General features: G+C 36.4%; 25 protein-coding genes. 3 read left to right on the top strand and 22 right to left on the bottom strand.

Annotated elements, in window-relative coordinates; all coding sequences use genetic code 11:
* Positions 1–7: 7 nt before the first annotated feature.
* Positions 8–181: a hypothetical protein gene (locus DES48_RS15825; RefSeq protein WP_170126138.1), complete on the bottom strand. Its 174-nt coding sequence runs from the start codon at positions 179–181 to the stop codon at positions 8–10.
* Between the two features lie 184 nt (positions 182–365).
* Here DES48_RS15825 and DES48_RS00120 point away from each other — a divergent pair, with 184 nt between their 5' ends.
* A complete protein-coding gene (locus DES48_RS00120) occupies positions 366–1268 on the top strand; it encodes an N-acetylmuramoyl-L-alanine amidase family protein (RefSeq protein WP_113865884.1) in 903 nt (300 codons plus the stop codon).
* A gap of 84 nt (positions 1269–1352) precedes the next feature.
* On the opposite strand, the gene dtd is transcribed toward DES48_RS00120, so the two are convergent.
* From dtd to DES48_RS00085, 7 genes are all read right to left on the bottom strand, one after another.
* Entirely contained in the window at positions 1353–1799 is a 447-nt protein-coding gene (gene dtd / locus DES48_RS00115) for a D-aminoacyl-tRNA deacylase (protein ID WP_113865882.1), read from the bottom strand.
* Positions 1800–1817: 18 nt separating this feature from the next.
* The gene (locus tag DES48_RS00110) at positions 1818–4019 is read right to left on the bottom strand and encodes a RelA/SpoT family protein (RefSeq protein WP_113865880.1); all 2202 of its coding nucleotides are present in this window, start codon (positions 4017–4019) and stop codon (positions 1818–1820) included.
* 210 nt (positions 4020–4229) lie between these two features.
* Positions 4230–4742: an adenine phosphoribosyltransferase gene (locus DES48_RS00105; protein WP_079708408.1), complete on the bottom strand. Its 513-nt coding sequence runs from the start codon at positions 4740–4742 to the stop codon at positions 4230–4232.
* Positions 4732–7077, bottom strand: a complete 2346-nt coding sequence (gene recJ / locus DES48_RS00100) for a single-stranded-DNA-specific exonuclease RecJ (protein WP_113865878.1) — start codon at positions 7075–7077, stop codon at positions 4732–4734. Before recJ ends, DES48_RS00105 begins: the two co-directional genes overlap by 11 nt.
* Positions 7078–7135: 58 nt before the next feature.
* Complete coding sequence (locus tag DES48_RS00095) at positions 7136–7489, bottom strand: LapA family protein (protein ID WP_113865876.1); 354 nt, start codon at positions 7487–7489, stop codon at positions 7136–7138.
* A 129-nt stretch (positions 7490–7618) separates the two neighbouring features.
* Positions 7619–9874 (bottom strand): protein translocase subunit SecDF, encoded by a 2256-nt coding sequence (gene secDF, locus DES48_RS00090; RefSeq protein WP_079708405.1) that lies wholly within the window; start codon positions 9872–9874, stop codon positions 7619–7621.
* Positions 9875–10006: 132 nt separating this feature from the next.
* Positions 10007–10300, bottom strand: coding sequence for a post-transcriptional regulator (locus DES48_RS00085; protein ID WP_079708404.1), 294 nt, complete (start codon positions 10298–10300; stop codon positions 10007–10009).
* 232 nt (positions 10301–10532) lie between these two features.
* Between DES48_RS00085 and spoVB the strand changes: the two genes are divergently transcribed.
* Positions 10533–12086 (top strand): stage V sporulation protein B, encoded by a 1554-nt coding sequence (gene spoVB, locus DES48_RS00080; protein WP_113865873.1) that lies wholly within the window; start codon positions 10533–10535, stop codon positions 12084–12086.
* Here the strand turns inward: spoVB and DES48_RS00075 are convergent.
* On the bottom strand, positions 12083–12736 hold the full coding sequence (locus DES48_RS00075) for a DUF421 domain-containing protein (RefSeq protein WP_113865871.1): 654 nt from the start codon (positions 12734–12736) through the stop codon (positions 12083–12085). The genes spoVB and DES48_RS00075 overlap by 4 nt on opposite strands.
* A gap of 56 nt (positions 12737–12792) precedes the next feature.
* The gene (locus DES48_RS00070) at positions 12793–14091 is read right to left on the bottom strand and encodes an ArsB/NhaD family transporter (protein WP_113865869.1); all 1299 of its coding nucleotides are present in this window, start codon (positions 14089–14091) and stop codon (positions 12793–12795) included.
* A gap of 175 nt (positions 14092–14266) precedes the next feature.
* On the opposite strand from DES48_RS00070, the gene DES48_RS00065 reads away from it, so the two are divergent.
* Positions 14267–14641: a TIGR04086 family membrane protein gene (locus tag DES48_RS00065; protein ID WP_113865867.1), complete on the top strand. Its 375-nt coding sequence runs from the start codon at positions 14267–14269 to the stop codon at positions 14639–14641.
* Positions 14642–14680: 39 nt separating this feature from the next.
* Here the strand turns inward: DES48_RS00065 and yajC are convergent, their stop codons facing one another.
* From yajC to safA, 12 genes are all read right to left on the bottom strand, one after another.
* The gene (gene yajC / locus DES48_RS00060) at positions 14681–14953 is read right to left on the bottom strand and encodes a preprotein translocase subunit YajC (protein ID WP_113865865.1); all 273 of its coding nucleotides are present in this window, start codon (positions 14951–14953) and stop codon (positions 14681–14683) included.
* A gap of 15 nt (positions 14954–14968) precedes the next feature.
* On the bottom strand, positions 14969–16108 hold the full coding sequence (gene tgt, locus DES48_RS00055) for a tRNA guanosine(34) transglycosylase Tgt (protein WP_113865862.1): 1140 nt from the start codon (positions 16106–16108) through the stop codon (positions 14969–14971).
* 35 nt (positions 16109–16143) lie between these two features.
* On the bottom strand, positions 16144–17172 hold the full coding sequence (gene queA / locus DES48_RS00050) for a tRNA preQ1(34) S-adenosylmethionine ribosyltransferase-isomerase QueA (protein ID WP_113865860.1): 1029 nt from the start codon (positions 17170–17172) through the stop codon (positions 16144–16146).
* A gap of 13 nt (positions 17173–17185) precedes the next feature.
* Positions 17186–17386 (bottom strand): DUF2905 domain-containing protein, encoded by a 201-nt coding sequence (locus tag DES48_RS00045; protein ID WP_113865858.1) that lies wholly within the window; start codon positions 17384–17386, stop codon positions 17186–17188.
* Positions 17383–18384, bottom strand: a complete 1002-nt coding sequence (gene ruvB, locus DES48_RS00040) for a Holliday junction branch migration DNA helicase RuvB (RefSeq protein WP_113865856.1) — start codon at positions 18382–18384, stop codon at positions 17383–17385. Before ruvB ends, DES48_RS00045 begins: the two co-directional genes overlap by 4 nt.
* A 15-nt stretch (positions 18385–18399) precedes the next feature.
* A complete protein-coding gene (ruvA, locus tag DES48_RS00035; RefSeq protein WP_113865854.1) occupies positions 18400–19011 on the bottom strand; it encodes a Holliday junction branch migration protein RuvA in 612 nt (203 codons plus the stop codon).
* 176 nt (positions 19012–19187) lie between these two features.
* Positions 19188–19757, bottom strand: a complete 570-nt coding sequence (locus DES48_RS00030) for an intercompartmental signaling factor BofC (RefSeq protein WP_113865852.1) — start codon at positions 19755–19757, stop codon at positions 19188–19190.
* Between the two features lie 257 nt (positions 19758–20014).
* Entirely contained in the window at positions 20015–20344 is a 330-nt protein-coding gene (locus tag DES48_RS00025; RefSeq protein WP_113865850.1) for a hypothetical protein, read from the bottom strand.
* Positions 20345–20466: 122 nt separating this feature from the next.
* Positions 20467–21198: a YebC/PmpR family DNA-binding transcriptional regulator gene (locus DES48_RS00020; RefSeq protein WP_113865848.1), complete on the bottom strand. Its 732-nt coding sequence runs from the start codon at positions 21196–21198 to the stop codon at positions 20467–20469.
* 137 nt (positions 21199–21335) lie between these two features.
* Positions 21336–22076, bottom strand: a complete 741-nt coding sequence (gene nadE / locus DES48_RS00015) for an NAD(+) synthase (RefSeq protein ID WP_113865846.1) — start codon at positions 22074–22076, stop codon at positions 21336–21338.
* 18 nt (positions 22077–22094) lie between these two features.
* Complete coding sequence (locus tag DES48_RS00010; RefSeq protein ID WP_170126137.1) at positions 22095–23063, bottom strand: phosphotransferase; 969 nt, start codon at positions 23061–23063, stop codon at positions 22095–22097.
* Entirely contained in the window at positions 23053–24057 is a 1005-nt protein-coding gene (gene safA / locus DES48_RS00005; RefSeq protein ID WP_170126136.1) for a SafA/ExsA family spore coat assembly protein, read from the bottom strand. The genes DES48_RS00010 and safA overlap by 11 nt, the downstream gene beginning before the upstream one ends.
* Positions 24058–24268: the final 211 nt, after the last annotated feature.

The raw sequence follows: 24268 nt of genomic DNA, 5'->3' as shown, positions 1-24268 counted from the left end.
AAAATTGTCAAGAACGTTTTAGCTTTTCTTTAAATAATTTAATTTCCTCTGATTGTATACCTAATTCTGAAGTTATTGTTAAAGGAGATTGATCCGCTTTTAACGCAGGCAACCGATGAAAATCAACACCAAATTCTGTAGTTGTTTGATTGGACATATTTTGTTTATCAGTCACTCGCATTTCTTTAACACTCCTCAACTTTTTTAATTTTCACTTTGACTTATTTATCCTATATTGCTTATTATTGAGAAAGTACACGAATTCGATTTATTTCGCAATATTATCTTTGATATAATCAGTAGATAATGATAGTAGTTTTGCTTTGCATTTATTGTATTAAATTATTAAAGCAGGAGGATAATAAATGTATCGATGGATAAAGTCCATTATTTTCTTACTTATGCTTGTAATTAGTTTGTCCATTTCTTCAACTGTCTATGCAGCTACGGTTAAAATTGACACAGACAATCTAAATATTCGTAACGGCCCCAGCTTAGAAAGTGATGTTATTGGACAGGCTGATACAGGAGAAACATATCAACTCAATGAGAGAGAAGACGGTTGGGTAAGTATTTATTTTAACAATAGTATTGCCTGGGTATCTTCAGAATATGTTACCATCTCTGATGAAAACAATGAAAAAAATCACGATCAAACAGTACATGTACAGAAAGATTCCATTCCAACCGAGACCAAAAATAATCCAAATGCTTTATTGAAGAATAAAGTTATTGTAATTGACCCCGGTCATGGCGGAAGAGATGTAGGAGCAATCGGTGTGAGTGGTGGTTATGAAAAAAAATACGTGCTCCATACAGCACATAATTTAAAGACATATCTGGAACATTTAGGAGCAATCGTTCATTTAACTAGAGAAACAGATAATTATAAGATGTTAAGTAGTAGAGCTAGCTATGCCAATTATCAGAGGGCAGATGTCTTTCTAAGCTTACATTACAATAGTTCTCCTCAGTATCCTAGCGTCAAAGGAATTGGTACGTTTTTTTACGACAAGAACGATGAAACATTTGCATCAATCATGCAAGAAGAATTAATTAAATCGACAAATTCAGAAGACAGACACGCACAATTTGGAGACTTTCAAGTACTACGTACCAATCATCAACCTGCGTTACTCTTGGAATTAGGTTTTATTTCTAATGCTGCTGAAGAATTAAATATTCAAACCATTGCTTATCAACGAAAAATCAGCCAAGGTGTGATGGCAGGTCTACAAAAGTACTTTTTAATGCGTGAAACTGACTAACTGTCACATTCAAATTAAATAAGCAACAAAAACGAGCGGTGTATGATTATTTACTCAACAATCGTACACCGCTCGTTCATCGTTTCATTTGTCTTTACTATCTAAAATCAAGGTTACTGGACCATGATTGACACTATCAACTTCCATCATCGCACCAAAAACACCTGTTTCTACTGGAACACCTGCTTCTTGCACTAATTTGTTGAAATACTGATACTGACGTTCAGCTTGGTCGGGTTTTGCTGCTTCCATGAAATTAGGTCGTCTTCCTTTTTTTGTGTCCCCGTATAGTGTGAACTGAGAAACAGATAATAAACTACCTAGTTTATCTTTTAAAGAAAAATTCATTTTTTCTGCTTGATCTTCAAAAATTCGTAAATGTACCACTTTATTTACGATGTATTCCACATCCGCTTCGGTGTCTTCATGTGTTAAGCCAACATATGCAAGTAATCCTTCACCAATCGCACCAACTGTTTCACCGTTCACACGAACACTAGCTTTGGAGACCTTCTGCAAAACTACCTTCATTTAAACTACTCCCTTTTCTTACTGAACAACTCTTTCTACGGTATAAACTTCTTTTATTTGTTTTAAACGTTCAACTATTTTTCTTAAGTGTCCTATGTTATGAATTAGAATGGTAATATTAATAATTGCCATTTTATTACGATCGGAACGGCCATTTACAGCTGTTATGTTAGTCCGCATCTCGTTAACTGCTTGTAATACATCATTTAACAAACCTCTTCGATCGTATCCAGAGATTTCAAGATCAACATGGTACTGTTTTGTTTGACTATCTTGTCTTTCCCATTCAACCTGCATTAATCTTGGATCGGATGGGTCTATTTTAATATTTGAACAGTCTTTTCTGTGTACGGTTACCCCTCGACCTTTGGTGATGTAACCAACAATTTCATCACCTGGTACAGGGTTACAACATTTCGCTAAACGAACTAATAAATTATCTACACCTTCTACCCGGACGCCTGAGTCTTTTTTCTTGGTAGTCTTTGGTCTAACTGTTTGTTTTTGGGCACTTTCCAGTGTTTCTTCTAGTTCTTGCTTTTGCTCTACTCTTCTTAGTTTTTCGGTTAATCGAGTGGCTATTTGCGCTGCTGTAATTCCTTGATAACCAACCGCTGCATACATATCTTCTACACTAATAAAATTGAATCTATCAGCTACTCTTGTTAAATTCTCTTGCGTTACAGCTTCTTTTGGTTCAAATCCTAAAGCTTTCACTTCTTTATCGACTAATTCTTTTCCTTTAACAACATTTTCTTCTCGTTGTTGTTTCTTAAAGAATTGCTTAATTTTATTTTTCGCTTGGGAAGTTTGTGTCATGTTAAGCCAATCACGCGATGGCCCATAAGAATGCTTAGAAGTCATCACTTCTACAATATCGCCATTTTTTAAAACATAATCCAAAGGCTCCATTTTGCCATTGATTTTCGCCCCGATGGTGTGATTGCCTACTTCCGTATGAATTTTATAGGAAAAGTCAATTGGTACAGAGCCAGCTGGCAATTCAATTACGTCACCTTTTGGAGTGAACACGTAAACCATGTCAGAGAATAAGTCTACTTTTAACGATTCCATAAATTCTTGGGCATCGTGGGTTTCATTTTGCCATTCTAGAATTTCACGGAACCAAGCAAGTTTTTGCTCTGAATTTGCTTTATTTTGATCTAGTTTTGCCCCTTCTTTATATGCCCAATGAGCCGCAATCCCGTACTCCGCTATATCATGCATTTCTTTTGTACGAATTTGCACCTCTAAAGGCGCTCCTTTTGGTCCGATCACTGTAGTATGGAGCGATTGATAAAGATTGGCTTTTGGCATTGCAATATAATCTTTAAACCGGCCAGGCATTGGTTTCCAACAGGTGTGAATGATGCCTAAAACCGCATAACAATCTTTGATACTTTCAACAATAATTCGTACTGCTAATAAATCATAAATTTCATTAAATTGTTTATTTTGTAGCACCATTTTCCGATAAATGCTATATAAATGTTTTGGGCGGCCAGAAAAATCAGCTTTAATATTCACTTCATCAAGTTGTTTCTGAACTTCTCCCATTACTTCTTCGATATAATATTCACGTTCTTGTCGCTTTTGTTTCATTAAGTTGACAATACGATAATACTGTTGGGGATTTAAATAACGCAATGCCGTATCTTCTAATTCCCATTTAATTGCTGAAATTCCTAATCGATGGGCAAGCGGAGCAAAGATTTCTAACGTTTCATTAGAGATTCGTCGCTGTTTTTCCGCTGGTAAATGTTTTAATGTTCGCATATTGTGTAAGCGATCTGCTAGTTTAATTAGTATAACACGGATATCTTTCGCCATCGCAATAAACATTTTTCGATGGTTTTCTGCTTGTTGCGCTTCTTTTGATTTATATTTAATTTTACCTAACTTCGTTACACCGTCTACCAACATGGCTACTTCACTGTTAAATGCTTCTTCTAACATTTCAACCGAAATGTCTGTATCTTCTACCACATCATGTAAAAAGCCACCAGCAACTGTTTCTGGATCTAATTTTAAATGCACCAATATACCAGCAACTTGCACTGGATGAATAATATATGGTTCGCCAGATTTTCGAAACTGATTTTCATGCGCTTTCTTGGCATATTCATAAGTATCTCTAATAAAATCAGTATCTTCTGGGGAAAGATACTGTGAAGCTTGTTCGATTACGTTTTCAGCTGTCAAAATTTTATCCTTCGACATTTTATCACCTTTTGTCCTTTTTACCGCTGTTCAATTAGAATGCGTCAAATAAATGTATAATAGCTTTATCTAGTATAATAAAAGATTTTTATCTATGTTACAATAATTTCGATTGAATTCAAAACAATTTGGTCACAATTTCCAACAAATTTCGAGGTGTACATTTGAAAATAAGGAGTACCTGTGTAGGCACTCCTTTTGATCTCTTGTTTAATACTCCATCAACGTTAAAATATCATAACCTTCTAATTTTTCACGGCCATTCAAATAACTAAGTTCAATTAAGAATGCACAACCAACAACAACGCCACCTAATTGTTCAACAAGTTTAATCGTTGCTTCAATTGTACCACCAGTAGCTAGTAAATCATCTGTAATTAAAACACGTTGTCCCGGTCTAATCGCGTCTTTATGGATAGTTAATACATTTTCACCGTATTCTAAACCATAATCTACTTTAATAACTTCTCGTGGAAGTTTCCCTTCTTTACGCACAGGAGCAAAACCTATTTCTAATGCATAAGAAACCGGACAACCAACAATAAATCCTCTTGCCTCCGGTCCGACCACAAGATCAATTTCTTTCTCTTTCGCATAAGTAACGATTTCGTCTACAGCAGATTTATATGCTTTACCATTATCCATTAATGTTGTAATGTCTTTGAATTTAACGCCTTCCTTTGGCCAGTCCTCCACTACTGTAATATAGGATTTATAATCCATAAATCAGTTCCTCCTTCATCGAGCCATGCTCATCCATTTGACTTGTCATCCATTCTTTCAATTCTTGATGGGTAGAATAATACAGTAGTTTTTCCGTTTCTGCTTGTTCCAACATTTCTTGATAGACAGTAGATTCTGTCAGATCGCGTTTTTGTGGGTGCTTCATCGGTCGTATTATTCCGTCATCTATTTTAACAAATTCTAATTCAGAAAACACGCGAATAATAAATTCAATTTTTCCTTGTTTCCATCCTTTATGTTTAGCCAATAGCTCTGTATCTTGAGCAAGAACAAATTGTTCACGTTTTAATAGCATACCATAAAACCACTTAAATTCCTCTCTTTTAGGAAAAACTTGCGAGAAATGGTCATCTTGAATATGATAACTCACGATAATTCGTTTAGGTGACCAACGCTTTAGCAACAATTGTAGTTCCTCACGACTTTTAGGTAGATCAGCTAGAATAAGCGAGTGAAACTGATCCAATTGTGTCGTTTGATCTAATTCATTTAACTGCTGATACGAATATTGCACGAAGGGTAAGGAAGGATCCGCTTTTTTTTGATCTGCTGTTATTATCATTGTTCTATCTTGTTCCAAGGATGCAACTTGCTTTTTCCAAAACTTTGATCCACGATAATCAAATAATTGCCATTCCTTAATAGCTAAATCTTGCAACATAATTTGCGGATTTTTCTTACCATTCCACTCATTTATTTGTAAGTATCCTACTAAATCAATCGTTGCTTGTGGAGTAATGTAATGAAATAACTCCCCTATACCAAATCCAATCGCCTGAACCACTTGGCGCTCCCCTTGAAGGGCTAGTTTTAAATGATTTTGTTTACTTCCAATTTGACGTACTTCAGCTGGCTTTCCTTTAATTTGAAATAGTGGTTTTGGATTTGCCATACCAAATGGTGCTAACTGAGTCAACGTGTTGATTAATTTCATATCAATGTCATCAGAAGAAATGATTGCTTCTATCTCTAATTGTTCTTGATAATCTTCCGGCGTGAGTTTTTGTTGTGCTAATTGATTAAAACGCTCTCTTATTTTATCAACATTTTCAATCGGTAAAGTCATTCCTGCAGCTTGAGCATGTCCACCAAATTGCTGAAATAAATCTTGTATTTCCATGCCATTTTCAAACATATCAAAAGCAGGAATACTTCGAGCTGATCCTTTAGCTCGTTGTTTTTCTGGTTGAAGTGTTAGTACAATTGCTGGTCGTTGGTAAGTACGAACTAGTTTAGAAGCAACAATACCTAGCACACCTTCATTCCACCCCTCTTGTGCTACTACGATAAAATGTTGCTGCTGGAGCGGATTGGATTCTACTTGCTTGATTGCTTCTTCTGTAATCTTTGCCACAATTTTTTGTCGTTCTTGGTTGATTTCATTTATCTCATTTGCAATATAAGCGGCTTCTTCTGGATCCTCCGTTAGTAGTAACTCAATAGCTGGATATGCACTCTGTAGCCTACCAACCGCATTTAGTCTTGGACCAATTAAAAAACCAATATCTTCTTCAGATACGGTATCTTGTATGCCTGCTATTTTTTTTAGTGCAACGATTCCAGGTCGCTTGGAATTACTGATCGCTTGCAAACCATGATATGCTAAAATACGATTTTCACTGGTAAGCGGCACAAGGTCTGCTATCGTTCCAATTACCACTAAATCTAATAACTGTTTAGGGAAGTACCCTAATAAATAGTGCGCCAGCTTAAATGCCACACCTACGCCTGCTAATTCTTTAAAAGGATAGTTGGGGGAACACTTAGGATGCACAATTGCATAAGCATCTGGGAGTTGTTCTTGGACTTCGTGATGATCGGTAATAATTAAGTCGATTCCTAGCTCTTTAGCTAGTTTTGCTGGCGCAAATCCCGCAATTCCGGTATCCACTGTAATAATCAACTGAAATCCTTGTTCATAAGCTTCTCGAAAGGCTACCTCATTCGGTCCATAACCTTCTGTGAAGCGATTTGGAATATAAAAATCACACATTGCGCCACGTTCACGTAATGCTTCTACTAAAACGGCTGTGGAACTTACTCCATCCGCATCATAATCGCCGAATACTAAAACACTTTCCCCGTTATCAATCGCCTGATCGATACGTTGCTTAGCTTTTTCTATATCATTCAATAACGAAGGGGCATGTAAATCATCTAATTTTGGTTGTAAAAATGCTAGAGCATCTTCAGTTGTTTCAATGCCTCGTTTTATCAATAATTGTTCTACTAAAGGGGGTAACCCTAATTCACTGAAAAGTTGTGATGATAATTCACTTTTTTTATAATTCCAATTTGCTTTACTTTGTAACATAAATTCACCCCTGACTCACTTATTATACAGTAGTAAGACAGGGGGTTCAAATAGATTCTTATTTGACTTTTTCTTCATCCTCAGGAGAAGCTTGATTCACTTCTTTTTCTGCAGTTGAATTTAGTTGTTGTTCATCTGTAATGGGGTCATTAACATCTTCAGTTAATGTTAGTTGCTCATTTTCACGTTTAACTCTACGCAATTCACGTTGTACTCGGATTAAACGGAATATCCCAAAGCCACCAGTTATTAGTCCTCCAAATAATACTGAAATCAAAATAACTAATATCAATGGAACTTGACCAGTCCCAAATAAATAATCTACTTCTACTGGTTCCACATTAATCACTGCAAACATTGCTACAATAAGTGCAAAAATAAGTGCGAAAATAATATACGTTTGCCCTTTCATGCTAACACCTCTTTAGTTGATAATTTTTTGCTCATTACATTATAATTCATAAATCAACAATTCTAGCTATGTCTATTTTCCACTAAAAAACGCTCCTTAAACGAAAAAGGAGCGTTTTTTTATATTGAATTATACTTGTGGTCCATCATTTCGTTTTTTCTCAACGTAAACAATTGGTTTTTCTTTAATTTGCTTGCCTCTCCATACTAACCAAACTTGTGCAGCAATGAATAGGGAAGAATAGGTTCCAGCAAATAGACCGACAATTAATGCAAATGAGAAATTAGTAATAGACGTTGCGCCGAAAAAGAACAGCATGATAGCTGCTACAATAACAGTAAGCACCGTATTAATACTTCTACCCAATGTTTGCATTAAGCTCTTATTCACAATTTTTGCTAATTCCGCAAAGGAACGAACTCGTTTTTTCGCTTTTAAGTTCTCTCGTATTCGGTCAAAGGTTACAATCGTATCATTAATCGAATAACCGACTATCGTTAGAATAGCTGCAATAATTGTAACATCAAATTCTAATTGCGTAATACTAAACAAGGCCAATATAAAGAACGCATCATGCAGTAAAGCTAGAATTGCTGTTAAGGCAAAGTAGAATTCAAAACGAATAGTCACATAGATGATGATCGCAATTGACGCATACAAAATAGCTAATAACGCATTTTTTGCTAACTCTTGTCCAACAACAGGCGATACTGTACTTACATTTGGATCAGACCCATATGCATCACTAAAGAAAGTACGAACTTGCCCGACTGTGTCTTGATCTAATTGTTTATCGAATCTTGCAACCGCAATTTCATTATTATTTCCTGAAAGTATTACTTTTTCAGGTTCCAATCCCAATTCATCAAATTGATCTTCTACTTGTTCCGCTGTGACAGAATTTCCAGCATTAATTTCTACACGAGACCCAGCAGTAAAATCAATCCCTAAATTCAAGTTGAAAACACTTAAGCACAGTGCACCAGCTACGACTAAAACACCAGACAGAAGGAAGAACTTTTTACGATGCTTAACAAAATCAAATTGCTTACCGAACACAGTTGGCTCAACTTCTGATTTATCTGAAATGTCCTGTATTTGTGAAGCTTTTACACCAAACCAACCTGGACGTTTGTTTAAGAATCGGCTTTTCACCCATAAGCTTAAGAAGAATCGAGCACCGAATACGGCTGTCACGAAACTTAAAACAATACTTACGATTAGTAAGGTTGCGAAACCTTTTACAGAACTTGTCCCAAAAATGAATAAAACAGTAGCGGCAATTAATGTCGTAATATTGGCATCAAAAATAGTAGATAGTGAGTTACTATTACCAGCTTTGAAGGCCGACATCATTGATTTGCCTTGTTTTAATTCTTCTTTCATGCGCTCATACGTAATAATATTGGCGTCTACAGCCATACCAACCCCGAGTATCAGAGCAGCAATTCCTGGTAACGTTAGCACGCCATTCATTAATTCAAATACAAGTAAGACTAAATAAATGTATATACTTAAGGTGACAACTGCAATAAAACCTGGGAAACGATAATAAACGATCATAAATAAGAAAATAAACGCAACGCCTAATATGCCCGCAAAGATCGTTTTATCCATTGCTTGTTGCCCAAATTGTGCGCCAACAGATGTGGTGTACTCTTCATGAAGATCGACCGGTAACGAACCTGCATTTAATATATCTGCAAGTTGCTTGGCTGATTCAACAGTGAAATTACCTTCTATTTGAATATTGCTCGTGTTTAATACTTGATCAAATCCTGGAGCAGAAATATACTTAGGATCTGCTTTTTGAGATTCTTCTTCATATGAATCGCCTTCTTCATAATCCATCCAAATAACCACACGATTGTCTAAATCAGGGTCATTCATAATCTCCCTGGTAACATCGCCAAAGGCACTTGCACTCTTGAATTCAACGGTTACGATTGGTTGGTTGGTTCGCGAGTCAAAATTCTGTTGTGCACTACCTTCTACAATATCAGAACCATCTAAATATTCTTTATCGTTTACATCACGAAAAGATAACTGTGCTGAGGTAGACAATAGCTCTCTCGCTTCATCTTCGTTTTCAACTCCAGCGAGTTGTACACGAATTCGATTTGGTTCTTCAATATTAAAATTTGGCTCACTAACCCCTAACACATCGACACGCTGTCTTAAGGATTCCACAGTTGCTTGTAATAATTGACTATCTACTTCTTGTCCTTCATCTAACGGCTCAACTTCATATAAAATCTCCACACCACCTTGGAGATCTAAGCCAAGTTTCATATCTTTAGTGATTCCTGTAATTGTTGTTCCAATCGTTCCGAAAAGTGCTAAAACAATTAGAAAAAAGGCAATTATTCTGCCTCGTTTTACCATATGTATTGCGCCTCCCCTACTTTATTTTCTTAATAAAAATAAAGTAAACTCTTTTAAAACTTGTTTATTACATAAAATATAGTTCCAAGACGTATTATGCTACCAATGCATGTTAATGTCAATTAAAATCTGTCAATTTTCATGCTCCGTAAGTGCTTGAATCGAAGCCATCAAGTCATCTTGTTGTTGATAAGACTCGATCGTTAAAAAGCTCATATAGATATGCGTATTTAAGTGAAGAATATCTTCTACTACTTGGTATAACCGTTTCTCTGGATTACCTTTCCATACTTTCTGTTTTAAGCAACGCCAAACTATATCAGCAGTTGTATCTGTATATCCCATTAGTTTTAATTCTTCTACTTTGCTTTCAATCACAATTGATAGCAACGCACGCCAATTATCTACTGTCTTTATCATTGCCATAAAATCGCTCCCTTTTCTCTATTGGAAAACCTTACTGACACGCCTCCCTCAAGCAAACTTTTCCTTCTGTTATATGAGATTTTTTTCATATTAGTTGATGCTATCACGTACATACTAAGTTGCACTTTTACTTTTTAACATATCAACAGATGCTTGTCATGCTTGACCATCTACTATGCATATACATATTGTATAGGATTTTTATTTCTTTGAGAAGGTAGGATTCACATTCATGACAAAGCAGTCGTTTTTAAAGGGAACACTCATATTGATTCTTGCCGGTTTAATCACTAGATTTTTAGGTTTTGTTAACCGAATTGTAGTGGCTCGCTTAATGGGGGAAGAAGGTGTCGGCCTATATAACATGGCATTGCCTACATTATTTTTAATTTATACCTTATCTCAATTTGGCTTACCAATCGCTATTTCTAAACGGGTGGCCGAAGCAGAAGCAAATAATAATACGAGACAAATTAAAAAAATTCTTATTATCTCTTTGATTATCACCGGTACTTTAAGTATTATTTTCACGATAGGTATGATTATTAGTGCGCCATTGATAGCTGAACATTTTTTAACAGATAAGCGGACATTATACCCATTACTAGCTATTACACCAATGGTACCGATCAGCGCAATCGCTTCGGTTGTGCGTGGATACTTTCAAGGAAGACAAAATATGAAACCGCAAAGTATCGCCCAAGTTATTGAACAGATCGTCCGGATATCGTGTGTTGCTTTTTTTGTGAAATTATTATTACCTTACGGGATTGAATTTGCTGCTTGTGGGGCAATGATTTCCGTTATTATCGGCGAATTTATTTCTTTATTATTTATGTTGCGTATGTTTCGGTCGTATAAACGGATTACCGTTCATAAACAATTCTTCTCTTATTTAATCTCTAGTAAAGATACATTAAAATCCTTATTATCAATCGCACTTCCAAGTACAGGGAGTCGTTTAGTTGGATCAGTTTCAAATTTTTTAGAGCCAATTCTTGTATCTCAAAGTCTTGCCATTGCTGGTGTACAGACCGTCATAGCGACCAAACAATATGGAGCATTAACCGGGTATGCAATTCCGTTATTATTTTTTCCGACGTTCATTACACATTCGTTAGCTGTGGCATTATTACCCAATATCAGTGAAGCAGAAGCAAAACAGCAGTATCGCTTGATTCATTATCGTCTCCATCAAGCCATCCGCATATCATTTGCTTCTGGTGCAATTGCTACCGTCATTTTAACAGTATTCGCAGAACCAATTCTACAGTATATGTACGGTACAACAAGCGCTAGTTCGTTTTTAATAATGATGGCACCATTTTTTATTTTACTTTATATTCAATTTCCACTGAATGCAACATTGCAAGCACTTGATTATGCAAAACCTGCGATGTGGAATAATATTATTAGTACTGTAGTGAAATTTTTTGTGCTAATTGTCTTAACAACCAATCCCCATTTTGGTATCATGGGCGCGGCGATTGCGATGTCAGTTGGACAAGTATTAGGCACATTGCTTCACATGACGACACTACATAAAATTATTAACTTCCGTATTCCAACACTGGATACCATTAAGATGATTCTATTGCTAGGATTAAGTTGGCTAGCAAGCCTTATGTTAAAAGCTTGGCTGCCTGCTTTTGCAAGTAATATGTGGGTATTTCTTTTCTTGTTAACTGTACTTTTTATGATTTATATCCTGCTATTGTTTGTATTACGTTTTATTACAAAAGAAGAGTTACGACAATTACCTTTGTTTAACCGTTTCGTGCGTTAGTGCTCATCCTTAAGATCAACATACCAATTGCCTTGTTGATCAACGGAACAAAAGGATATCGCTTGTGTAGTAGAATATCCTTTTGTTTTTAACTGCTCCATCAGCCATTCTGTAGACTGATGGAGTTTTTTTAGACTTTCTTGCTGGATTTCCCCGTCCATAATCAACGGTAAGATATACCCTGAGGAATCCTCTTGATTTTTCTCAAAAACAGACAATTTACCAGATGGTTCTAAAATAGCGAATGCTACATCTTCAATACTTTTGGTTCCCTGTTCTCTAAGCTGCTGCATTAAATCGTTTAAATTATACCGTTGTTTCTTCATTTCATATTCGTCAATTTTCCCTTGATTAATAATTACAGATGGTTTACCTTCAAACCAATCGCGAAACCATTTACTTTTTAACGAAACCCACGCGATGAAGCGTTGGATGATAACTAATAACACGACAGGAATAATAGCCTCTAGTAGCTGTCTTTTTGGATCTTCAATCGTGAAGACAGCTATCTCAGCTACCATAATGAAAATAACAACGTCTAATAAACTAAGTTCCCCAATTTCTCGTTTACCCATTAGACGAAAAACAAGGACAATCATACTGTACGTAAAAATTGTCCGAAAAATTATTTTCCCGATTTCTAGTTCCATCTGATCCCGCCTTTTCTTCTTAGCATCTCCTTTCTTTTTTACTTTACCCTGCTAATTTATAATCCATGTAAAAACGGGAGTAAGTATCTAATATACACGTAGATCGTGCAAACAACTAACGAAAATAATACTAAGGGAACACCATATTTTAAGAATTGAAAAAAAGAAATTGCTTTATTTTCACCTTCAGCCAAACCTGCTACCACCACATTAGCTGAAGCTCCAATTAAACTGCCATTCCCCCCTAAGCAAGCGCCTAAGGCTAACGACCACCATAATGGGTCAACATCAGCCATACCATAGGTTTGGAATTCCTTGATTACAGGAATCATAGCGGCAACAAACGGAATATTATTAATAATTTGCGAGATAATTCCTGATACCCAGAGTAATAATAATGCAGTCAATGGTAGATCACCAGATGTTGCCCAAATAATATAACTTGCTAACTCATCAATAACACCAACTTCTTGTAAACCGCCAACGAGCATGAATAGTCCAATAAAAAAAAACAGCGTGATCCATTCTACCTCTTGAAATACTTTTTCAGTTGCTAATTCCTTCTCTGTCAATAATAATAGTAAAATAGCGCCGCTAACTGCCACCGTCGTTAAATCAACGTGGATAATTGGGTGAAGAATAAAGCCAATAATAGTGAGCGATAAAACAACTATCGATTGATAGATCATCGGTGATTTTTTTAAATAACTAGCGGGTTTCATATGATGTAATTCATTAACAGATCGCGTTTGCATAATAAGTTGTTTTTTGAAATGATGACTCACAAAAATCAACATACTAATAAAAATGATCAATACAATTGGTCCAAGATGGTTTAAAAAAGATAGAAAGGTAAGATGTTCAACAGCCTGTCCAATCATTATATTAGGTGGATCACCAATTAAAGTTGCTGTTCCACCGATATTTGCACTAAAAATAATCGTCAACAAATAGGGAAAGGTTGGTAAATGAAGCATATTGGTTATCGTAAACATCACAGGAACAAATAAAAGCACGGTTGTTACATTATCAAGTAACGCAGAACCTACTGCAGTTAAAATAGCCATACCAACTAATAATGCGACGGGGTTCCCATTCACCCTTTGCGCAAAATAAATAGCAATAAATGAAAATATCCCAGTTTTTTTAGTTATAGATACAAGAACCATCATCGAAAACAATAATGCGATGGTCTCCCAATCGATATAATTGTTTAGCGCATCCTCTAATGAATATACTTTTGTTAACAGTAAGAGCGTCCCTCCAGCTAGAGCTATTAACGCTTGATTTATTTTTTCACTGATAATAAACATATAGCATATTACAAAAACGCTAATCGCAAAAGTAGCACCCAATAGCCATCCACTCCCCCTCTTAGAAAAACTAAAGCTACATGTACCTGTTAATTATAAGTTCTAGTCAATGACAACGTGCCTGTCTATTTCTATATGTATTAATAAACAAAATATTTTATTCTAAATAGCTTACAATCGCATATCTTCTAGTAAGGACAAGCAAAGGAGAGTGCGTATGAAAGTTCGATTTACTGGTCTGTTATATGGATGGATTGCCATACTGACACTGATGATACTAGCAAGTTTTATCCTATCATTATTGCTGCGATTTACATCGTTAGGAGCTTCTACAATAACGCACAGTACAACCATTATTAGCTTATTAGCTTTTTTAAGTGGTGGAACATTTGCAGGGATAAAAACAGGTGAAAAGGGCTGGCTGGTAGGGTTACTAACGAGTATCGGATTTAGTACTTTTGTATTTATGTATCAATACTTAGGTCTACAGCAACCCTTTTCTGCGTCACAGTTCGTTTATCACGGGGCATTCTTACTGGCAGGAATGTTAGGCGGAATTATAGGAGTGAACTTAAGTCAAAAAAAAGAATAACAAAAAAGCACAAAATTAATTTTTGTGCTTTTTTTCCTTTTAAGCTTCTTCTGTTTGTTTTACGACATCACGTACAGATGAGCGATCATATGTAATCTTTGTACCATCATGTACTTCGAGAACAAGTGTGCCTTCATCGATAGCATGAACTGTTCCGTGCATACCGCCGATGGTAATGATCTTATCACCTTTTTGCAAATCTGCTTGCATTTGACGCACTTGTTTTTGACGTTTTTGCTGCGGACGAATCAACAGAAAATAAAAAACGACAAAAATCAAAACAAACGGTAATAACCCTAAAAATCCCTGCATTTCTATTTTCCTCCTTTAAAAGTTTTTAGCATTCGGTTTATTAAAACCATATTGTTCAAAGAATTCTTCTCTGAAATCGCCAAGTCGATCTTCTGTTATCGCTTCGCGTACCTGCTGCATTAAGTTTAACAGAAAATATAGATTATGATAAGTAGTTAAACGCAGTCCAAAGGTTTCATTCGATTTTACTAGATGTCGAATATATGCTCTGGAATAATTTCGACACGTATGACAGTCACAATTCGGATCAATTGGACCGAAGTCACGGGCGTATTTGGCATTACGTACAACTAAGCGACCATTAGAGGTCATGCATGTACCATTTCTTGCAATTCTAGTAGGTAACACACAATCAAACATATCAATACCGCGAATCGCACCATCGATTAACGAATCTGGTGATCCAACCCCCATCAAGTAACGCGGTTTACTATCTGGTAGTAATGGTGTCGTGTATTCAAGTACGCGATTCATCACATCTTTTGGTTCACCAACGGAAAGACCACCGATTGCATAACCAGGAAAGTCTAAAGACGTAAGATCATGGGCACTTTGGCGGCGCAAATCTTCATACTCGCCACCTTGCACAATCCCAAATAAACCTTGATCATGTGGTCGTTGATGTGCTTGTAAGCAACGCTCTGCCCATCTACTTGTTCGTTCGACTGATGACTTCATATACTTATGCTCAGCTGGGTACGGTGTGCATTCATCAAATGCCATCATAATATCAGCACCCAAATCATTTTGAATCTGCATCGCTTTTTCAGGTGATAAAAATAATTTCTCACCACTAATATGATTACGGAAATGAACGCCTTTTTCTTCAATTTCACGTAAGTCACTTAAACTAAATACTTGGAACCCACCCGAATCTGTTAAAATAGCGCCATCCCAGTTCATAAACTTGTGTAAGCCACCTGCTTCTCGCACAATGTCTTCCCCTGGACGTAGCCATAAATGATAGGTGTTGGATAAAATTATTTTCGCACCCATTTCTGTTAACTCTTCTGGACTCATTGTTTTGACTGTAGCCAATGTTCCAACAGGCATAAACGTTGGTGTATCAAACGAACCATGAGGTGTGTGTACACGACCAAGTCTTGCCCCTGTTTGTTTACATGTTTTAATTAACTCATACGTAATTGCCGCCATTATTCTTCCCTTTCTCGTTGCAAAAAATAGTTTTATTAAAGAATTAACATTGCGTCTCCAAAGCTAAAAAAACGATAGCGCTGCTCAATTGCTTCGTGATAAGCTTTTAGTACAAAATCTCTTCCTGCTAACGCACTAACTAGCATAACTAGTGTGGATTTTGGTAAATGAAAGTTTGTAATCAAACCATCAACTGCTTGAAATTGATAGGGTGGATAGATAAATATATCTGTCCAACCACTAGCCTCGACCAAATTACCATCATTATCTCTCGCAATGGTTTCTAACGTACGCGTTGACGTCGTCCCCACGGAAATGACCCGTCCGCCATTTGCTTTCACTTGATTAATCACATCAGCTGTTTCTTGCGACATGTGATAAAATTCCGCATGCATATCATGCTCTTCTACCGTATCAACACTTACCGGTCGGAAGGTCCCTAATCCGACATGCAGCGTGAGGAAAACAACTTGTACCCCTTTTTGTTTTAATTGTTCTAATAGCGTAGTAGTAAAATGCAATCCAGCGGTTGGTGCGGCAGCAGATCCTTCTTCACGAGCGTATACGGTTTGATAACGCTCTTGATCAGGTAATTGCTCCTTAATGTAAGGTGGCAGTGGCATTTCACCAAGTTCGTTTAATACTTCTAAAAAAATTCCGTGATAATGAAAGCGAAGCGTTCGTCCACCATGTTCTTTTTCTTCGAGACAGATGGCCGTTAATTTCCCATCACCAAAGACAATTTCTGTTCCTTCTTTTATTTTTTTGGCTGGTTTTACGAGCACTTCCCAATCATCATCTGACTCTTGATGAAGCAAAAGTACTTCTACTTTGGCACCAGTGTCTTTTTTTGACCCATATAGTCTTGCAGGTAAGACTTTGGTATCGTTTAAGACTAAACAGTCACCCTTACCAATATAATCGATAATATCACTAAACGTGTGGTGTGATAGAGCTTGATCTTCACGGTTCATCACGAGAAGTCTAGATGATGATCGATCTTTTAATGGCGTTTGCGCAATTAGTTCTTCTGGTAAATCAAAATCAAAATCATTAATATTCATATTAAACTCCTATCTAACGAAACCTACTGATAATATATAAAATGATGGATAATACAATGCTTATGATGATTGATGTCATAAACGGGAAATAAATCGATACATTCCCTTTTTTAAAACTAAAATCACCTGGTAACTTACCAATCACATTTGAGAGTAAGCCAACAATAATAAGTACAACCCCTATTACAATAAGTAATTTACCAAAACTGGTCAAGTATTTGGCACCTCCCGATTGAAATGCTGATAAGCTTTTGGTGTTACCATGCGTCCTCTAGGTGTTCGCTGAATAAAACCTTGTTGCAATAAAAATGGTTCATAAACATCTTCAATTGTTTGTGATTCTTCCCCAATCGTTGAAGCTAATGTATCAAGTCCTACAGGTCCACCTTGATATGCGTCCATAATTGCTTCTAATACTTTATGGTCAATATGATCAAGGCCAGATTGATCTACTTGGAGCATTTCTAATGCTTTTCTGGTAGTTTCCAAACTGATTTTATCTTCCCCCCGAACTTGTGAAATATCTCTTACTCGTTTAAGTAATCGATTAGCTATTCGGGGAGTCCCTCTAGATCTTCTCGCTATTTCAATTGACGCCTCCTTCGTGATTGTAACTTCAAAAATAGTTGCCGTTCGTTCAACAATCTGGCATAAATCATCTGTTGTGTAGTACTCTAGGCGACTTAGCACACCAAATCGATCACGGAGAGGAGCAGTCAATAAACCAGCTCTTGTGGTAGCACCAATTAATGTAAACGGTGGTAAATCAAGACGTACAGACCTCGCACTGGGTCCTGATCCAATCACAATATCAAGGCAAAAATCTTCCATCGCAGGATATAAGATCTCTTCCACTGACCTCGGCAATCGATGGATTTCATCAATAAATAATACATCACCAGTTTCTAAAGACGAAAGAATGGCTGCTAAATCTCCAGCACGCTCAATCGCAGGTCCAGAAGTCGTTCGAAAGGATACACCCATTTCGTTAGCAATAATGGAAGCCATTGTTGTTTTCCCAAGTCCTGGTGGTCCATATAATAGTACATGATCTAACGCTTCATTTCGAAGTCTTGCTGCCTCAATAAAAATACTTAAATTCTCTTTTGCTTTTTGTTGTCCGATATATTGAGCTAATGAACTGGGGCGCAAGCTAAGCTCGATTGAAGTATCATCTGATTGAAGTTCACTTGATATCATACGTTCTTCCATCGTTTTCACCCCTCATTATTTTTTCGTAAGTAGAGCTAAACCAACGCGAATATATTGGTCGGTATTTGCATTTTTTTCTTTCTTTAATTCAGGCGTAATTTGTTTCAATTCACGCTCAGAATAACCGAGAGAACGTAAAGCTTCTAAGGCTTCTTCTAGTACTTCTTGATTATGCGAATCAAACAGCGTACCTTTCTCATCCGTGATTGATAATGTTACATCAAATTCTTGGATCAGTTTACCTTTTAAATCTAAGATCATCTGACGTGCTGTTTTCTTACCTACGCCCGGGAATCCAGTTAGAAACTTTTCGTTCTCTGTTTCAATTGCTTCGACAAAATCTTGCACTCCTGCTGTTCCAACAATGGACAGCGCACCTTTAGGGCCGATGCCAGAAACTTGTAAAATTCTCGCGAAAAGATTTTTCTCATCTGGATTGACAAAACCGTACAAAATTTGAACATCTTCTCTTATATAATGAAACGTATGTATACGAATTTTTTCTCCCAATTGATGTTGGAACCGAAATGGATTAGCACAAATAACTTCATAGCCTACCCCATTAGCTTCAACAATCACAGCATTTTCATTTACAACTTCTAGTCTACCATTTATATATGCTATCATTTTTATTTGTTTCTTCCTCTCAACTGTAACATTACCTATATTTATTCTATCATACAACCATATGTTCGCACATCTAATTATGTGACTTTTTCATTTAACTTTCCATGATATCCATATGCTCATCTTGAATACTATAGCAAGAAAATAAGCAAAGAGCTAGAAAACCCTTCGCTTGTTTAACCTTGTACTTGTTTAGTTGGAGATAAATCACGATATACTTCAAGAACTTGTAAGTATTTATCTTTTGATTCGATTTTTATACCTTCTTGCAGGGCATCCATTTTCCTACTTTCTAATGTATCCGTGTCAATCTGATAAAATGATTGAATGACTTGGCCGTGGATAGGCTCACCTTCGAAAATGGATAACATACTGTCTTTTAAACCGAAATAGCCTGTTTTCTTTATATAAGGTGAGATATCATTCATTTGTTTTCGAAAGACCATTTCTCCCTCTTTTTGATCAATGACTTGCCAATCAGCATAACTTGCCCAAAAATCTTGCATCGACTGAATGGTTTCAAGATGGGTTTCTTCTGAAATTTTTCCATCTAAGTATTGTTTTTGTAACGTAACCTGTATTTCGAGTGGGCTTTTGAACGGTGCAGCGGTATTACTGACCTCCGTAACTTCAATCGTATCACTTTGTTCTGCAGTAGAACTTTGTTGCTCGAATAAACTATGCACACTAAATCCAATTAAAAACATGATAACCCCAAACATAGACAAATACACATATTTTTTCATTTTTTTCACCTCAGTCAAAACATATGATTAGATAGCTTATCTCATAAAGAAAATTTTTCATTCTCTTTTCACATTACATTTATACAAAGTTTATATTGAGATAAACCTAATTATCTCTCTTTCCTATGATTGACCAATTTTATGAAGTTTATGCTACTTTGTCTATGATTCATGAAATGATGTAAAAGCATTACCTTTCAATGGTTTATCCTATATATTCAAAAAAGATGTTAAAAACAAAAATACCGACTAATCGATTAGTCGGTATACACAACAAAATCAAACGCATGAGGATCAAAGATACGTAGTTCAATAATTTCTTCTTTAGCTAGAATAATTTCTTCTCCATGATAGTAGCGAATATGATCCGTTTCATCTTCTGTATGCATGGCGATCGCATATGACTTAGCTGATAATTTAGTGACTTTGTTGAATTTCAATTCTCTTTTTACTTGTTGATCTTGTTTTTGATAAATAACATAGTAATCGTTCTCGTTTTCTTCGTAATGGTCTAAGCAATCAATTGCTTTTTCTTTTTCTAAGATTTGTTGACCTTGTAAAGGTTCACTATCATTCTGCTCACCCATAACTAAAACACCTCGATATGCTTTTTCATTATTATATTCTAAATAATGTTCTATTGAAATGGAAGATAGCCCTTTCTAGCAAAAAAAAATAAATCTCTCACTTCCATTAGGTTACTTTAATCCTATTCATTCAATTCTGCATTATGATAGATTTCTTGAACATCCTCTAGATCTTCTAAACGATCGATTAACCGAGACATTTTATTTTCATCATCTTCACTAAGTGATACATAAGTTTGGGGAAACATGGTAACTTCCGCAGTTTCTAATTGATAACCTTCGTCCATTAAATATTTTTTGACATCTTGGAATTGTTCAGGCGGCGTGTATATTTCAAATACTTCTTCCGATGGTTCCATTTCTTCTGCCCCAGCTTCCGCTACTGTAAGCATCATGGTATCTTCATCTGTTTCAGTTGTATTACGTTCAATCACAATATAACCGCGTCGATCAAACATAAAAGCAACACAACCATTTTCACCTAAGTTGCCACCATGTTTAGAAAATGCATGACGAACATCGGATGCAGCACGGTTTTTATTATCGGTTAACAACTCAACCATCACAGCAGCACCTGCTGGTCCGTAACCTTCATACACTACTTCTTCATAATTAGCACCATCTAAATCACCAGTAGCCTTTTTGATCGCACGTTCAATATTATCATTCGGCATATTACTTGCTTTTGCTTTATCGATAGCTAAACGAAGGGATGGATTCATTTCTGGATCTCCACCACCATCTTTTGCAGCAACATAAAGTTCTTTTGCAAGTCTCATGAATATTTTACCCTTTTTAGCGTCTTGAGCATTTTTCCGTCTTTGTATATTCTTCCATTTTGAGTGTCCAGCCATAATCAATCCAAACTCCTTTCCATTAACGCTTACTGTTCCTCTTACAATATAACACATCTCCATAAACTAGAAAAATCATGCATTCATAAGGAAAATCCTTTACCAGTTAACTGATAAAGGATTCAGAATACATCTATTTAGAATTTCTCTGGAGCTTTTGCCATTTCACGTTTGTGGGCTGTTCGATTATGCATTTGTTCAATAATAGCCTTATCTTTTTCTGGTACTTTTTCACCTTTCAGGTATTGATCAATTATTGCATAACTTGTTCCCATTTCATTTTCGTCTGTTTGACCTTCCCATAGACCAGCACTTGGTTGTTTGTTAATTACTTCTTTAGGAACATTTAGATATTTTGCTAATTCCCGAACATCGCCTTTTGTTTGATGTACCAATGGAACCAAATCAACCCCACCATCACCAAATTTAGTGAAATAGCCTGTATACCATTCCGCAGCATTATCTGTTCCTACCACAAGGTAATTGTAATTGGTAGCTAGTGTATACAATGTACTCATGCGCAAACGCGCACGTAAGTTCGCATCAGCTAATTGTTGGTTTTCTTCAACTAATGCATTGGCATTTTTTAATTGTGTTTGAATTTCTTTTAACATCGTATCATGCGTAGATGTCAAATCAACCGTAACATTCTCAAGACCCGCAGCTTCTACTACTTTTTTGGCATGGTCCAAATCTTCCGGATTACTGTTACATGGCATCATTACACCAAGAGAGGACGCTGGAGCTGCACGCTTAATTAAATTCGCAACAACCGATGAATCAATTCCTCCACTGACGCCAACAAGCAAGCCTTTTACACCAGTCTCTTCTATCTGTGTTTGTAGCCATTGTACTAATTTTTCTACTTTTTCTTGCATCTGTATTTCCCCTTCCCTTTATCTATTTAGTTTTTTCTTAACAGTTTCAACAAATTGTTTCCTTTCATTCCAACTTAAGCAAAATTCAGTAAGAAAATTTGTAATAGCTATTTCTTCTTTTGATTGTACAATAAAATACCACCATTCTCTAATAAAATCAGCTGGAATCATTAGCCCAATCCAAAAAAGCTGATTGGTTTGCAATGTGTCTGGATGTATGTATGCTTCCAGTTGTTCAATATTATCTTGAATGAATGGTAAAAACCGTTGCGCAAGTTGAATTTCATCATAAATCGAAGGTGATGGAGCCAATAAGTCAAAGTCTATTAAATAGATGTTATTTCTATTATCTCGCAAAAAATTATGAGAAGCAACATCTCCGTGTATCCAATTTAATTGATAACTCGGATTTGCCTCCAAAGTAGGGTGATTTACTTGTTGAAATAATGTAATGCCCTCCATTAATTGTGTTTCAAGTTCATTATATAACGTTCGGTAACCTAGTCGATAAAGAAGTTGTTCGGTGTTTTGCCATCTTCTTAATCTATTTTCCCATTTTCGCACAAAATTAACTGTAGGTGGTTGATGCTCAATCACAATGCCACTGGCTGCTAGGTGAAATTGTTTCATACTTGCCCATGCTTGATCCCTGTCTTCCTTCCATTGATAATTTAATCGTTGGGCACGGTAATATTTTTGTAACGTCCAATAGTAACCTTCCCAAAACAGATAACGATCTCCGCTTGGAAATCGTTGAAAAGAAACGATAAATGGTTTATCTATTTGAGAAAATAACTCCCACTGTTTCAAGACTGTCGCTTGCTTCTGGTAACCTTTTAAAACAAATTTCTGATCTGCATCATCAGTGACGATAAAATTAACTGCTTTAACGCGTTGCACATTTTTGATCGATAAGAAGCCCTTTTGTTTCAAAAATAGGAGAAGACGATTCCATAAAGAATCGTCTCTTTTGCCATTATTCATCATCCGTTTCTTCTCGATAAGGGTACGCGCCTTGCATCGGATATGGTTGCATATTTCCTTCATATGGCATTGGCATTCCAGGTTGTGCATTTGTTGGCATTGATTGATAAGCTGATGGCGGCATCATATTCGGTTGCATCGAAGAGCCATTCGCCCCCATCATTGGCGCTTGCATCATTGGTTGTTGTGGTGCTTGTGACCACATTTGTTGCTGCGGTTGTTGCCAATATTCATTGGGTGGCATCGGCATTGATTGTTGTTGCATTGGCATTTGTGGTGGTAATGGTGGCATTTCCACACTTGGTGATTCCATTAGTTCTTCATTTGGTTGAAAAGGCATTGGTTCTTGTTGCATCCACGCTTGTGGTGTTGAATACTTTTCACAAGGATCGCCTTGTGGCATTGTTTGCCAAGGCTGCATCATTGGTGGCATAACGTGAATTGGCATGCATGGCATACAAGGGTGCATTGGCATCATTGGCTGATGATACATTGGTACTTGCATCGGTTGTTGTTGGGGTGCTTGTTGAATCGGTTGCTGTTGTATTGGTGCTTGTTTGTGCGTTTCATTCATTTGTTGAATTGTCGTTTGATTGATTTCAGTATCATTATCCTCATAATCTACATCAATATTGTAATTAGTCGAATAAAAGTTAGGTAGATCTGGCAATTGGATTGGTTGCATTGGCGGTGTTGGTGAAACTGGTGTCGGTTTAGGCATGGTTTTTTTTATGTTAGGTGCAGGTTTGCTGTCATCTTCATTAATGACAGGCATTGCTTTCGGTGACATATCCTTGTACGGTTGCATCGTTTTATCTTTGGTTGGTTGTGTCTGTACTTGCTTAGAACTCGTTGGGATCTTTATTTTCATTCCAGGCATAATCATATTAGGATTAGCCAATTGAGCATTCATTTGTTTTAACTCTTCAAAATCTACCCCATATTTTTGCGCAAGGTTCCATAGGGTATCCCCTTTTTGTACGATATGAATCTTCAAAGTGATAACTCCTTCCTAAATTTTAATTCAGCCATTTCTATAGGCAAATAACAGTTCAATTCATTAACAACATATGCGAATGCCCTAAAAAGTTGAATATATTTCACAAAAACAACAATAAATATCCGCCCGTAAAACGGGCGGTTTTAATTTCGCCCTAGAAGGGCACTTTACTAACTACCCCTAAAGGGGCTTTTAAATTGACCGTCAA

Origin of the sequence: Paraliobacillus ryukyuensis (genome assembly GCF_003315295.1) — a bacterium.
Lineage (GTDB): Bacteria > Bacillota > Bacilli > Bacillales > Amphibacillaceae > Paraliobacillus > Paraliobacillus ryukyuensis.
The sequence above is the reverse complement of the archived record's forward strand: the minus strand, read 5'-3'. Positions and strand labels throughout refer to the sequence as shown.

What these genes read in the sequence shown, in the direction of transcription:
- DES48_RS15825 (WP_170126138.1), bottom strand. Translation starts at nt 181, where the DNA reads ATGCGAGTGACTGATAAACAAAATATGTCCAATCAAACAACTACAGAA.
- DES48_RS00120 (WP_113865884.1), top strand. Translation starts at nt 366, where the DNA reads ATGTATCGATGGATAAAGTCCATTATTTTCTTACTTATGCTTGTAATT.
- dtd (WP_113865882.1), bottom strand. Translation starts at nt 1,799, where the DNA reads ATGAAGGTAGTTTTGCAGAAGGTCTCCAAAGCTAGTGTTCGTGTGAAC.
- DES48_RS00110 (WP_113865880.1), bottom strand. Translation starts at nt 4,019, where the DNA reads ATGTCGAAGGATAAAATTTTGACAGCTGAAAACGTAATCGAACAAGCT.
- DES48_RS00105 (WP_079708408.1), bottom strand. Translation starts at nt 4,742, where the DNA reads ATGGATTATAAATCCTATATTACAGTAGTGGAGGACTGGCCAAAGGAA.
- recJ (WP_113865878.1), bottom strand. Translation starts at nt 7,077, where the DNA reads ATGTTACAAAGTAAAGCAAATTGGAATTATAAAAAAAGTGAATTATCA.
- DES48_RS00095 (WP_113865876.1), bottom strand. Translation starts at nt 7,489, where the DNA reads ATGAAAGGGCAAACGTATATTATTTTCGCACTTATTTTTGCACTTATT.
- secDF (WP_079708405.1), bottom strand. Translation starts at nt 9,874, where the DNA reads ATGGTAAAACGAGGCAGAATAATTGCCTTTTTTCTAATTGTTTTAGCA.
- DES48_RS00085 (WP_079708404.1), bottom strand. Translation starts at nt 10,300, where the DNA reads ATGGCAATGATAAAGACAGTAGATAATTGGCGTGCGTTGCTATCAATT.
- spoVB (WP_113865873.1), top strand. Translation starts at nt 10,533, where the DNA reads ATGACAAAGCAGTCGTTTTTAAAGGGAACACTCATATTGATTCTTGCC.
- DES48_RS00075 (WP_113865871.1), bottom strand. Translation starts at nt 12,736, where the DNA reads ATGGAACTAGAAATCGGGAAAATAATTTTTCGGACAATTTTTACGTAC.
- DES48_RS00065 (WP_113865867.1), top strand. Translation starts at nt 14,267, where the DNA reads ATGAAAGTTCGATTTACTGGTCTGTTATATGGATGGATTGCCATACTG.
- yajC (WP_113865865.1), bottom strand. Translation starts at nt 14,953, where the DNA reads ATGCAGGGATTTTTAGGGTTATTACCGTTTGTTTTGATTTTTGTCGTT.
- tgt (WP_113865862.1), bottom strand. Translation starts at nt 16,108, where the DNA reads ATGGCGGCAATTACGTATGAGTTAATTAAAACATGTAAACAAACAGGG.
- queA (WP_113865860.1), bottom strand. Translation starts at nt 17,172, where the DNA reads ATGAATATTAATGATTTTGATTTTGATTTACCAGAAGAACTAATTGCG.
- ruvB (WP_113865856.1), bottom strand. Translation starts at nt 18,384, where the DNA reads ATGGAAGAACGTATGATATCAAGTGAACTTCAATCAGATGATACTTCA.
- ruvA (WP_113865854.1), bottom strand. Translation starts at nt 19,011, where the DNA reads ATGATAGCATATATAAATGGTAGACTAGAAGTTGTAAATGAAAATGCT.
- DES48_RS00030 (WP_113865852.1), bottom strand. Translation starts at nt 19,757, where the DNA reads ATGAAAAAATATGTGTATTTGTCTATGTTTGGGGTTATCATGTTTTTA.
- DES48_RS00025 (WP_113865850.1), bottom strand. Translation starts at nt 20,344, where the DNA reads ATGGGTGAGCAGAATGATAGTGAACCTTTACAAGGTCAACAAATCTTA.
- DES48_RS00020 (WP_113865848.1), bottom strand. Translation starts at nt 21,198, where the DNA reads ATGGCTGGACACTCAAAATGGAAGAATATACAAAGACGGAAAAATGCT.
- nadE (WP_113865846.1), bottom strand. Translation starts at nt 22,076, where the DNA reads ATGCAAGAAAAAGTAGAAAAATTAGTACAATGGCTACAAACACAGATA.
- DES48_RS00010 (WP_170126137.1), bottom strand. Translation starts at nt 23,063, where the DNA reads ATGATGAATAATGGCAAAAGAGACGATTCTTTATGGAATCGTCTTCTC.